Source organism: Acinetobacter variabilis, from assembly GCF_000369625.1.
Classification (GTDB): domain Bacteria; phylum Pseudomonadota; class Gammaproteobacteria; order Pseudomonadales; family Moraxellaceae; genus Acinetobacter; species Acinetobacter variabilis.
In genome coordinates, this window is the sequence record NZ_KB850113.1 from 1,330,729 (window position 1) to 1,342,449 (window position 11,721).

Consider the following 11,721-nt stretch of genomic DNA (forward strand, 5'->3'; position numbering starts at 1 on the left):
ATAATAAACTTGGCTCTGCTTCTATACTTTATTTAATTAATTACATAGTGCTTATATGGAATCTGGAATTAAAAAGCACTTAAGAGAGTTACCCTTAAGTGCTTGATAAATTTGGTGGGCCCAGACAGACTTGAACTGTCGACCAACGGATTATGAGTCAGAACAATAATTCATAAAATAGACAATAAATACAACAAGTTAACCAATAATCCTGATGCAAAATACAATAAAAACAAGGAGACTTCACCTAATAAAAACAACTTCTTGATTTGTAAGAAGTTACAGGTTTTCAGACTTCAAAATAGCTTCTCTAAGCTATTTCTATACCTGATGTAAATATAAGGTAAATAAGCTGATTTTTCTGACATAGGTTTGCAATAGACCCTAAAAAGACCGCAATAATCTGCTAGGCCCTAGTAGATAGATTCCAGAAATATAATGATTATTTGATTGACCCTACAAGACCATGACTCTTTTTCCAGCAGCATCTAAGACCTTAATCTATCCTAATTGAACTTGAATCACCCTGTACAGGGTATAGTTTTTTTTGCAGTAGACCTATGATGGGGGGGTAGCCTATTTTTATTTTTTTTATTTAATACCGAACCTCCCCCTTCAAATTGGTATTTGTCCTTATTTATAAGGGCCTAGCCAGTTTTGCAATATGGGATATTTACTCCCCTTTATTTGGATTTTTTTCTCTCGATGAGACTATCTAAGAAGCATAGAATTTCTCTCGATCATAAAATCCAAATAACACATGGACTTCACCGCATTCAGTACTATGAGTTTTATTCTGATATTAAAAAAGGTGAGCAAAGCCCACCTTCTTCTACGATCAAATTTACCCCTCAATCAGACTTCATCGTAGATCTCAGTTAAATTTTTTCTTTTTGGCTTTTTACGACCAGTTTTTGCATCATATTCAACATCGTTTACAGATACGTACTTAGTTCTAAAGGATCCTTCCAAATCACTGAACACATAGCCATATGCGCATAAACTGTTGAACGCAACCTTCTTCATCGCATATGGTTTTTTATCATTTCTCACTTCGACATTGGCATATCTTTTTAAAAACCGAATTGAACCGCCATCCGTGAAAACTAACTGTTTCTGATTATTTACATATACATCGTTCAAGGGGTGCTCTTCAAGGAGAGCAACAACAGACCTGTTTTTTGCAAGCAACTTAAGCCAACTGTTCATTAACTTCGTAATCTCAGCATACCCATACCAATTTTTCCCCCATTCATTTTTGGGTAACCATTGCTCTAGCCCCTTCATGACAGATTTTACAAGGGGATGCATTTTATATTGAAAACCAATAGCCATTACACTATTAATCCGATTCTTCTGGATGGCGTCAGCTATATCTACAATATTACCCAGACGATCACTCAGTTTCCCCATCTGTTCAAAAATTTCATAATGAACTGGTTCCTCACTTTTATCATAGAGGTTAATTCCATTTTTTACATTTTCTTGTAAATAGCTAATGACAGTGTACGAATTCGTATGAACTCTATCGATGACATCAGCAATCACTTCAGGAATGACCTTTTGCTTCATTTGCTTCATTTCTTCCGCACATAGCTCTAGGTTAGCAAGCAATTCACTATCAAGTACATCCTGCGATAAATTTACTTTCACTTGAGCATGAGGCATCAACCCTAATAGGCGAAACTTTAGGTAACTACTATTGAAGTAACATTTATGCAAGTCGAGTTGGTATCGTCTCCCTGCCAAACTTGGTGTATTTAGACATATTTTTTTATTATCCAGCATAAACCCCTTACACTGTAATACTTCATCAGTCAGTGCATTGAAGGCCTTAACCCTGTCCATTTTGTCGTTAATCAAGTCCTCAAAGCCCTCGAACTTATCTTTGTTTATTAGCTTCAGGACTTCATATTCCAGATAATATTCCATCTTTTTAAATTGTTCGTCCATCGTAGACACATGTATTTGGTGTTCCTTGTTACAGTCAATCTTTTTCACCTCGATGTCTTGTGAAAGATGAATAAATATAGGTGGGTTTGCTTTACGCATTCGCCCAATAAATTGGGTAATTTCTTCAGGATGAGCGTATTGACCCATGATATGCACGCTATCGACTTCATCATCGACATTATTCAAGTTAATGGCTTCATCCATAATAGAAGTGCAGAGAACTACTTGGTATTTTGAATCTAGTTTAGAAACACTCAACATCTCAGTACATTTTTTACGGGACATTTCATCCCGATTGATAAGCATTACTGAGTAACCTTGTTTCTCTAGGTATTTCTGAATGAGCTTAGATTGTGCAATGTCATTCAGTCGAACCAGTACAATTTTTTTCTTACCTTCTTTCTTTGCTTCTGAAAGACGAGTACAGATATGGCGCAAACCATTTAACTTGTGTGCCTCTTTGTATCTTAGAATATGAATACTGCGGTTTAGGTCTACCGGTTTGTGAATATCAAAATAGTGGCTGATATTAATGCCAAGCTGTTCGAATAACGGCTCAGTTAAAGTAGCTGTCAACAAGACAGTCTGGTCATATTTATCATTTTTTACAGATGACAATAAGGGATAAATCGCTTTGTCACGATAATTTCCTGCAGAATAAAGCTTCTGGCACTCATCAATCACAACTACAGTTTTTTGATCCAAATAATTTTTTATTTTGTCATATTGGTCATATGTAATGACTACACTGGATTTGCATAAGTTCTTTAGCCTTTCTTTGGGAATTGACTTTTCTCCATGTATAAAATGGATATTTGCCTGATGCCCATAGTCTTCTTCACATTGCTTGACTTGAGCAATGGTTGGACAACATAACACCACATTGTGATCACGCATTAAAGATTTAAGCACAAAAGTAGTTTTGCCCGCCCCTGTATTGGCTCGGATCAACGTATTGCCATAATGCAGTTGAATTCTATCTTGAATGGTTTCATCTGCATTCAATTGGATAACCTGTTTTTTAGGTAATTTAGACACGAGTTCTCCTATGAGGTGCCTTTGATGGCACCCCAGATAAAAAGTGATTTGAATTAAGGTGAGTTAAGCGACTTTCGCTTCACGGATTTTGCTTGCTACATGTTCTGATGCAGCCAGTAAAGTGTCAGATTGCAAATGGGCATATCGCTGAGTCGTTTGTGGTGAAGCATGTCCAAGTAAATGCTGTACCACGTATAAGCTTTGCCCACTGTTTACGGCTAAGCTGGCAAAGTTATGACGTAGGTCATGAATACGCATATTGTCGATCCCTGCAATAGCCATTACTTTGTCAAAGGTTTTACGGATATCATTGAATGCCAAGCCTGTTTGTGGATTGGCGAATATATGACGATGCTGTTTAGACATCTGATGAATAATAGACAGAGCATCTTGATTCAAATGTATGCGTCTGGCCTTACCTGACTTGTTTTCAGATAGCAGCCATACGCCTGTTTTAAGATCAACGTCAGTCCATTGCATATCCAGTGCTTCTCGCTTACGCACACCAGTCAGCAGTAAGAATTTAATTACAGCAACAATGACCAGATTACTGATACCAAACCGTGTTGGCTGGCTGAGAACATTCATCAACTTTTTCAGCTCATCATCATTGAGATAACGTTCTTTTTGGTTATTCTCCTTATATTTTTTCACTCGTAGTACTGGATTAGTTTCAATTAGCTCATGATCGATTGCCATATTGAAGATTGACGATAATAATGCTCTTACACGATTAATGGTTGCATTACTCAGCTTCTTCTGATGGCGTAAATCCGCAATTAACTGGCTTAATTGTCCCGATGTAATATCCTTAAAGGTATAGTTCCCCAGTACAGGCGCAATATGCATTCTTAGGCGTGATTCATCATCACCATAAGATTTCTTACGACTCTTGGCCTCAACCAAATAAACAGTTTGTGCAAACTGACCAAAGGTAACTACCTGTGGCTTCAGTTGCTGCGCAAATGGATGACATTTCTGACTGATTAAGCGGTGGTATTTCTCTACCTGTGGCTTTAAAGCTTTAAGTTTCATAATAATATTACTATGAGAACATGAACCCAAGCTTCGGGATATTTTCTTACCTTCGTAAGTCAAGCGAATAATGAACCGAACACCTTCAGCATTACTGATAAACTTCAAACCTTTGAAGCCAGAAGTTAATTGGCTGACATCATATTCTTTGCCCTTTTCAAATTGGGACCAATCGATATTTTTAAGTGACATATAACATACTCCTCATATCAAAAAAATAATATATTCAAGTTAATCAATTACATACAAAAATAAGAATGTACAACCTACTTTTTTCAAGACATACGAACCCCTAACGGGTTAACGTTATTCATCAAAAAACCAATAGATTTGTGTCAAAGTGCTGACGGTATAAATCACGATAAAGTGAAAGTACCGACATAGAATGGATTAAACAGTTACATGCTCTTGCCTGATCAAGTGCAAAATCATGTTAAGGCCTAGTACAGAAAATTCGTGTTCTGGCGCCAATGAACGCGAATTTTACATAGCTATTTCAAATACAAAGGATAGCTAGATGAACTAGGTGAAGAAAATAGCCAAACTAAATTCATAGTTCGACGAGGCCCCAATAAAAATTTTAAGTAATATGGCAATGCATTACTTTCTGGTAACTTTTCTATAGTCTTAATACTAGCGTCCATGTCATATCTGACCACCTCAAGCTGTGCGAGTAAAAACATTATGAGGTTATACATCTGATCATCTAACATAAAAGTCCGTTTAGATAGTGTTTTAGCTAGGTTTAACGGAATAGCTTTCCCCTCCGGTAATCTATCGACGTACTCAAGCAGATCGATTACACGGATAAAACCTACTTCTTTAATAGAATTCGTTAAAAAAATACACCCCATAGATTTCCCTATATGAGAATATTTATTTGAATTCATTTGAACTTTTTGCATTTTAAACACCTTAAATTGATAAATATTCCACCCTGTCATTCTCACAATGTGAGATTTACCATAGAGTGGTTTTACAAAGAAATAAGCAGTTATATGCTGACTGCTTACTTCAAATGGTAGAACTACTGCTTTTAGCCTTAGAACCACCTGCCATACTTGAATCGCCTAGGCGATAGTCACCATTTACCTACAGCCAATAAATCTATTTGAGAACAATATCCTCATCCTCATCCTCGAGGGAAAAATCTCCTATATCCATAAAAATAAGAATAGGTTCATTTGCTAGAGGATCATCGTCTTGCGACATTGAGTAACCGCACTCATATAAAAGCTCATTTATTTGATCATCAGTCAAATCCACAGCATCTCGATTTGCTACTTGTACGTCTAATGTGTCCATTGCAATTTCCTTGATAGTTGATCGGAACAAAAACAAGCTTATATGAATAAAAAAATACTAGCATCTGGGCTGCAGAACTTATTTTATATTTTTATCGTTTTAGTAGATGATTGACGAATAACGGCTATAATCTAGAATTGTTCATTTTGTGGTGTAGACTTATGGCAATTCCCAAGAATGTCTTCAATATTTTAAATAACAATTTCGACCTAGTACTTAGTAAGAGATTTAAACCAAAACATTTGGTCGAACTCGTAACCCTATGCCCAGCTCATAGTGCTGATCTTCCTTTGCTCTATAAATGCTCATATCCCTATTGTGGATCTCCTATCACTCAAAAACAGGCTTACTATTACTTAGATCAATTTAAGAAACACTACGCCTACATCAGAGTTGCTCAATATGCTGTAGATGCTGAACGTTTAAATGAATTTCGTAGCATCTATTATGATAAACATGGCTTTATCAAACCGTTGGATCAAAACTTTCGTGAGCCGAGGAAAGCTAGTGAGGATGATTTTTATCATTTTATGGGTCACATTTTGAATACAGATGGATTCAAAAGTTCTGGTGAGCTATACCAACGCTTTATCAATAATTTCAACTTCAATCAGCCGGTATATTCAGTGGATAAAAGTAAAAATCGAAGTATAGAAAAGTCTATTTCAATAGAAGTAAAGAAGCGTATTAGCCGAAATACATTTAATCGTTATCTACTTGAATTTTTTAGAAAAAATGAAAAATCGTTATCTCAGTTCAAATACAAAATTATCAAAGCAAAAAGTACAAAGACTGGTTATTACACTGAAGCAAATAAGTGTGATTAAAATAGCTATTGTCAGCTTTTAGAATGGGCAGCCCCAAGGACTAGTAGACCCTTAACCTGCTTATCCTGTACACCTATCAAGCCTTACCAACAGAAGAAAAATGAGAAACTACCGTAAAGCCGAAAAGCTTTACGGTTCATTTTACGGTACGTGCTACGGTCAATAGTCACTGGGCAGTAAAATCGTGGTTACTGATCGATCAGCTTCGGTTATGATCCAGATTTTATCCTTGGAAAAGTTGTAGCTGGATAGGATGCGTAATTGCATCAGCAAAGCCTCTTCATTGGATTCTCGATCTTCTTCACACACATCACCCCAATCTCCCTGATGATGTCGTGCAAGTAAAGCCAGTAAGTCAATGTTTTCAGCTTCAGCGAAGCGAAGTGCATTCGGTGTAGACACGACTTGGCCTAAAGCAAATAAGTTTCGCTTGGTCATAAAATTCGCTCAGATTAAAGTTAATAGTGGGGTTGCTACGTCAGGAGTGGTGTTACAGGTCTACATCACTTGTAGTTGATGTTGTTCAAAAATAGCTTTCGGAACATAGACCAAAATGCCTTCATTGTCGTTAAGCATGATGTAGATCTCAAACCAATCCTTCTTCTTTTCAACAAACTCAATCTCTCCCATGTTCAGCTTTTCAGAAAGACTGAAGCTAAGATTTTCAAAAGGCTGAAGCAGGTCTTGCTCATCTTCACAAACAACAAACCACCCATGTAGGGTGGCTTGATAAGGTTCTTCATACTGATGCTCAAGGATGTGCATCGTTTCAAGAATAGCATGAGCTATGGGCTGTTCATGCACTTTCTGGATATCTGATTTACTCTTGATCAATTGCATCTTCACTTCCCTCATCCATCGAAGTAGATTCAACTTTTTCAGCAGCTTTATGCTGACGCTTTTTTGTGGATTTCAGTCCAGTAGTTTTATCAGCGTGAGATGAATCGATATCTTCTTGCCCTGCTTTCACATGGCTTTCCAGACCAATTGACCAGAGTTCATAGTCTTCATTGACTTCCAGCAAACGCGCAGTTTGTGGATGGGTATGAATCACGTTCTGATCGACCAGTACAGCCCCTAAAAAACTTGAGTTATTGACTGACTTACCAATGAACAGTGATTTCAATGCGGTAGCATGGAAAGGCTTGCCTTCTTGGTATAACTTACCAAGCAGTTGAATAATGTCATCGACTTTGATCAGTTCTGCACTAAAGCCTCCTGTAGATTCATTCTTGCTTAATGCAATACCAAAAGATTGATCTTCACTGTGTTGCCATAATTGATAGTGCAGTTGACCTTCAGCGCGATCAGACAGTTTATTGCAGGTAAAAGTATGAATCAGGTTATAGCCTATTTTGTCATGAATACGTGGTTGCATGGTTTTGATTCCTGTAGACGTAAAAAAACCCAATACACCGAATGGCATATTGGGATAGATAAAATGGAAATGGTTTACTTATAAGATGACTTTCAATACAGCACAGACTTTGGTCACGTTATCACTATCCATATCATTGCAGACACGAATAGCATTCGCTATGGATTGGGTTTGATGATGCGGAATACATTCCAATACATCTGACACTGATTCAAGTTCTGGATAATATTTTTTCATGGTCACTCCTTTGGCTTCAGACCACATAAATAATATCTTCAAGAAATACGGTTTCTTACAGCTATGAATAAAAAGCTGAATAGGCTATACCTATACGCCAAAGTCTGTCGTAATACTCTTTTTATTACATGATAAAAATAGTATTTATCGGTAAACTAACCACAATTTGCTTCATATTTTAATAAGGTTCAAGATGTCACAGGTTCAATTGCAACAACTACAAAGACAGCTTTGGAATATTGCCAATGATTTACGTGGAAAAATGGGTGCTGATGAGTTTCGTGACTATATCCTCGGTTTCATTTTCTTCAAATATCTGTCTGAAAAAGCAATTACCTTTGCCAATGAGCTTCTGAAAGATGAAGGCATGGCGGAAAAGTACAATGAATTGGATGAAAGCAATCCTGACCATGCAGAATTGATCGAAGGCATCAAAGAAAACTCGGTAGATGAAGTGGGTTATGCCCTATCTCCTAGTCAACTTTTTCATACCCTTGCAGAACGTGGCCGTCAAAATCAATTTATTCTGGATGACTTAGCCGAAACACTAAGAGCGATTGAACGTAGTACATTAGGTGCTGAGTCTGAAGATGACTTTGCTAACCTGTTTGAAGACCTTGATATCAACTCAACCAAGTTGGGTAACAACGCCAATGACCGTAATGAGTTAATCAGCAAAGTACTCACTCATCTGGACAATATTGATTTTGACTTGAGTAACTCAGAATCTGATGTTTTGGGTGATGCTTATGAATACCTGATTGGTGAGTTTGCTTCTGGTGCAGGTAAAAAAGCAGGTGAATTCTATACTCCTCAAACTGTATCTACCCTGCTTGCAAAAATTGTCACACAAGGCAAAGAGCGCTTACGTTCTGTATATGATCCGACCTGTGGTTCAGGTTCTTTGCTATTACGTGTTAAACGCGAAGTCAAAGACGTAGATATGATCTTTGGTCAGGAGATGAACCGCACCACCTATAACTTGGCACGTATGAACATGATTTTGCATGATGTACATTTTGCCAAGTTTGATATCAAGCAAGAAGATACACTGACACGTCCTCAGCATATTGATATGCGCTTTGATGCTGTAGTGGCTAATCCTCCATTCTCAGCAAAATGGTCAGCAGATCCTATTTACTTACAAGATGAGCGTTTCAGCCGTTATGGTAAGTTAGCCCCAAGTTCAAAAGCTGATATGGCTTTTGTTCAGCACATGCTTCATCAATTGGATGAGCAAGGCACGATGGCCGTTGTTCTTCCGCACGGTGTATTGTTTCGTGGCTCAAGTGAAGGTGTGATTCGTCAGTACCTGATTGAGAAAATGAACGTGGTAGATACCATTATTGGTTTACCTGCCAACATCTTCTATGGTACGACTATTCCAACCTGTATCTTGGTGCTCAAAAAAAATCGTACCCATACAGGTGATATTCTGTTTATTGATGCTAGTAATGACTTTGAAAAGCAGAAGAACCAAAATAAGTTACTGCCTGAACATTTGGATAAGATTATTGATGCCTTTATACAGCGTCAGAACATTGATAAATATGCCAAAGTTGCGACACTGCAAGAAGTCAAAGACAATGACTACAACCTGAATATTCCACGCTATGTTGATACTTTTGAAGTGGAAGATGAAATTGATCTGAATACCATTGCACAGCAACTCAAAGACCTTGAACAAGCAAGTAAGAAAACAGATCAAGTGATTGCTGATTTCTGCAAAGAACTTGGTATCGACTCTCCTTTTTCGGAGATTAAATAATGACTACTCCAGCATTGAGATTCACAGAATTTGATGGAGATTGGATCTCATCTCCTTTGAAAAAATTTTTTCCAAAAATTAGAAATGGATTTGTTGGGATCGCTACTCCGTATTATGTAGCTAACGGTGTGAAATATTTACAAGGTAAGAATGTAAAAGATGGAAGAATTGATCCAACTGGTTTGATCTATATTTCTGAAGAATTTCACGCTAAAAAAAGTAATTCAAAACTAGCAATAGACGACATTTTGATGGTTCAAAGCGGCCATGTGGGGGAATGTGCAGTTATTGATAAAGAATATGACAATGCAAACTGTCATGCTTTAATTGTACTTTCACCTCACAAAGAACAAGAAACCAATTCTCATTTTGTTAAATATTATTTTTATACTCCAATTGGGAAAAAAATTATTTCTCAAATTAAAACTGGTAACACAATTGAACATGTATTGGCTTCTGAAGTAAAAGAAATTTATTTAAATTTTCCTTCTAAAGTAGAACAAACAAAAATTGCCTCTTTTCTTTCTGCCGTAGATGAAAAAATCACTCAATTGACACAAAAACACCAACTCCTGAGCCAATACAAACAAGGCATGATGCAAAAGCTGTTTAGTCAGCAGCTTCGCTTCAAAGCTGATGACGGTAGTGAATTTGATGAGTGGAATGATATACAACTCAAAGATATTTCCCATCGTATTACCAGAAAGAATAAAGAGCTGAATCAAAATGCTCTGACTATTTCTGCCCAGTTAGGTTTAATAAACCAACAAGAATATTTCAGCAAACAAATTGCTTCACGCGATTTAAGTAAATACTACTTATTACACAAAGGTGAGTATGCTTATAACAAAAGTTATTCGGCAGGTTATCCAATGGGAGCGATTAAGCGACTAAAACTTTATGATAAAGGAGTCGTTTCAACACTTTATATTTGTTTTTCACTTAATGAGTATATAAATTCAGACTATTTTGAGCAGTTTGTTGAAAGTGGTCTCTTAGTTCCTGAACTTGAAAAAATTGCTCAAGAAGGTGCAAGAAATCATGGTCTTCTTAATATAAGCCTACAAGAGTTCTTTGAAGTTAATCTAAAAATGCCCAGCTTAGATGAACAAGCCAAAATCGCTAATTTCTTATCTGCGATTGACCAAAAAATCGAAATAGCTGCACAGCAAATTGAACAGGCCAAACAATGGAAAAAAGGCTTGTTGCAACAGATGTTTGTATAGGGGAAAACAATGACCCACGGAAAAAGTATCAAGCTGTTTCTGGTTGATGGTTCGATTAATGGCATCCTGACGGCTGAAATCATCAACTGGACTGGTCATGTTCTTTCAGCACCACGCACTAAACTCTTGGATCTCATCCAGCGAGAAGAATGTGCCAGAACAGGTATCTATTTCCTTGTGGGTCAAGATCCCGAAGACTCATTACCAAGCGTCTATATTGGTGAATCGGATGATGTCGCTAACCGTTTGAAACAGCATAACCGTACCGAAGAAGCAGGTGGAAAGGACTTCTGGGAAAAAGTATGTCTGGTCACAGGTAAAGACCAGAACATCACCAAGACCCATATTAAGTACCTTGAGAGTCGCTTGATTGATATTGCCAAGCGTAGCGGACAATGCCTACTCAAAAATGGCACAGCACACCTCTACAACCGCCTACCTGAATCAGATACAGCGGATATGGAATACTTTCTGGAACAAATACAAGTGGTTCTTCCTGCCCTTGGATATACATTCCTCAAGGAAATGAAATATCCAAGTGAACAGCCAAAAGTGCATAGTATTGCTCCTACTTCAGTGGATACTTCCAACACTGAAGCAGATTTCTACCTATCCGCTAGAGACATTCAAGCCAAAGCAAAAATCATTGATGGTGAATTCTATGTACTCAAAGGTTCCCAAGTACGTAGAGATGTCAGTCAACCTACACACAACTACATGAAGAACCTTCGACCACAGTTGTTTGAAAACAACATCATTGATCCAAATACCTATACGTTCAATCAAGACTATTTATTTTCCAGTCCATCAGCAGCAGGCGCAGTCATCTTGGGAAGAGCATGTAATGGTCGTAAAGAATGGAAAGATTCAGCTAATCACCTGACGTATGAAACATGGCAACAAAACCAAGTTGAGCATGTAATTCAAGAATAAATGAAATTGTGAGGGTAAAGC

12 protein-coding genes are annotated in these 11,721 nt (G+C 37.3%); 4 read left to right on the forward strand and 8 right to left on the reverse strand.

Going from position 1 to position 11,721, the window contains the following annotated elements:
* Positions 1 to 855: 855 nt before the first annotated feature.
* From F897_RS12090 to F897_RS12105, 4 genes are all read right to left on the reverse strand, one after another.
* Positions 856 to 2,991 (reverse strand): DEAD/DEAH box helicase, encoded by a 2,136-nt coding sequence (locus F897_RS12090; RefSeq protein WP_005236224.1) that lies wholly within the window; start codon positions 2,989 to 2,991, stop codon positions 856 to 858.
* 63 nt (positions 2,992 to 3,054) lie between these two features.
* Positions 3,055 to 4,218: a tyrosine-type recombinase/integrase gene (locus tag F897_RS12095; RefSeq protein WP_005236227.1), complete on the reverse strand. Its 1,164-nt coding sequence runs from the start codon at positions 4,216 to 4,218 to the stop codon at positions 3,055 to 3,057.
* A gap of 299 nt (positions 4,219 to 4,517) precedes the next feature.
* A complete protein-coding gene (locus tag F897_RS12100) occupies positions 4,518 to 4,931 on the reverse strand; it encodes a hypothetical protein (protein ID WP_005236229.1) in 414 nt (137 codons plus the stop codon).
* 202 nt (positions 4,932 to 5,133) lie between these two features.
* Positions 5,134 to 5,331, reverse strand: coding sequence for a hypothetical protein (locus F897_RS12105; RefSeq protein WP_005236231.1), 198 nt, complete (start codon positions 5,329 to 5,331; stop codon positions 5,134 to 5,136).
* Between the two features lie 161 nt (positions 5,332 to 5,492).
* Here F897_RS12105 and F897_RS12110 point away from each other — a divergent pair, with 161 nt between their 5' ends.
* Positions 5,493 to 6,158, forward strand: coding sequence for a hypothetical protein (locus F897_RS12110; protein WP_005236232.1), 666 nt, complete (start codon positions 5,493 to 5,495; stop codon positions 6,156 to 6,158).
* A 159-nt stretch (positions 6,159 to 6,317) separates the two neighbouring features.
* Here F897_RS12110 and F897_RS12115 read toward each other — a convergent pair whose 3' ends face one another.
* The 4 genes from F897_RS12115 to F897_RS12130 form a co-directional block, all read right to left on the reverse strand.
* Positions 6,318 to 6,596 (reverse strand): hypothetical protein, encoded by a 279-nt coding sequence (locus tag F897_RS12115; RefSeq protein WP_005236233.1) that lies wholly within the window; start codon positions 6,594 to 6,596, stop codon positions 6,318 to 6,320.
* Positions 6,597 to 6,656: 60 nt separating this feature from the next.
* Entirely contained in the window at positions 6,657 to 6,998 is a 342-nt protein-coding gene (locus tag F897_RS12120) for a hypothetical protein (protein ID WP_005236234.1), read from the reverse strand.
* Complete coding sequence (locus F897_RS12125) at positions 6,979 to 7,536, reverse strand: hypothetical protein (RefSeq protein ID WP_005236236.1); 558 nt, start codon at positions 7,534 to 7,536, stop codon at positions 6,979 to 6,981. The genes F897_RS12120 and F897_RS12125 overlap by 20 nt, the downstream gene beginning before the upstream one ends.
* A gap of 78 nt (positions 7,537 to 7,614) precedes the next feature.
* The gene (locus F897_RS12130; RefSeq protein WP_005236238.1) at positions 7,615 to 7,773 is read right to left on the reverse strand and encodes a hypothetical protein; all 159 of its coding nucleotides are present in this window, start codon (positions 7,771 to 7,773) and stop codon (positions 7,615 to 7,617) included.
* Positions 7,774 to 7,966: 193 nt separating this feature from the next.
* On the opposite strand from F897_RS12130, the gene F897_RS12135 reads away from it, so the two are divergent.
* The 3 genes from F897_RS12135 to F897_RS12145 are packed head-to-tail and all read left to right on the forward strand — an operon-like array spanning position 7,967 to position 11,700.
* Positions 7,967 to 9,541, forward strand: a complete 1,575-nt coding sequence (locus F897_RS12135) for a type I restriction-modification system subunit M (protein WP_005236240.1) — start codon at positions 7,967 to 7,969, stop codon at positions 9,539 to 9,541.
* Entirely contained in the window at positions 9,541 to 10,767 is a 1,227-nt protein-coding gene (locus F897_RS17750) for a restriction endonuclease subunit S (RefSeq protein ID WP_005236242.1), read from the forward strand. The genes F897_RS12135 and F897_RS17750 overlap by 1 nt, the downstream gene beginning before the upstream one ends.
* Positions 10,768 to 10,776: 9 nt before the next feature.
* The gene (locus tag F897_RS12145; protein ID WP_005236244.1) at positions 10,777 to 11,700 is read left to right on the forward strand and encodes a GIY-YIG nuclease family protein; all 924 of its coding nucleotides are present in this window, start codon (positions 10,777 to 10,779) and stop codon (positions 11,698 to 11,700) included.
* The last annotated feature ends 21 nt before the right edge of the window (positions 11,701 to 11,721 follow it).

Excerpts from the sequence above, each read along its gene's own strand:
- F897_RS12105 (WP_005236231.1), bottom strand. The coding sequence starts at position 5,331 with ATGGACACATTAGACGTACAAGTAGCAAATCGAGATGCTGTGGATTTG.
- F897_RS12100 (WP_005236229.1), bottom strand. The coding sequence starts at position 4,931 with ATGCAAAAAGTTCAAATGAATTCAAATAAATATTCTCATATAGGGAAA.
- F897_RS12125 (WP_005236236.1), bottom strand. The coding sequence starts at position 7,536 with ATGCAACCACGTATTCATGACAAAATAGGCTATAACCTGATTCATACT.
- F897_RS12095 (WP_005236227.1), bottom strand. The coding sequence starts at position 4,218 with ATGTCACTTAAAAATATCGATTGGTCCCAATTTGAAAAGGGCAAAGAA.
- F897_RS17750 (WP_005236242.1), top strand. The coding sequence starts at position 9,541 with ATGACTACTCCAGCATTGAGATTCACAGAATTTGATGGAGATTGGATC.
- F897_RS12130 (WP_005236238.1), bottom strand. The coding sequence starts at position 7,773 with ATGAAAAAATATTATCCAGAACTTGAATCAGTGTCAGATGTATTGGAA.
- F897_RS12115 (WP_005236233.1), bottom strand. The coding sequence starts at position 6,596 with ATGACCAAGCGAAACTTATTTGCTTTAGGCCAAGTCGTGTCTACACCG.
- F897_RS12110 (WP_005236232.1), top strand. The coding sequence starts at position 5,493 with ATGGCAATTCCCAAGAATGTCTTCAATATTTTAAATAACAATTTCGAC.
- F897_RS12135 (WP_005236240.1), top strand. The coding sequence starts at position 7,967 with ATGTCACAGGTTCAATTGCAACAACTACAAAGACAGCTTTGGAATATT.
- F897_RS12120 (WP_005236234.1), bottom strand. The coding sequence starts at position 6,998 with ATGCAATTGATCAAGAGTAAATCAGATATCCAGAAAGTGCATGAACAG.
- F897_RS12145 (WP_005236244.1), top strand. The coding sequence starts at position 10,777 with ATGACCCACGGAAAAAGTATCAAGCTGTTTCTGGTTGATGGTTCGATT.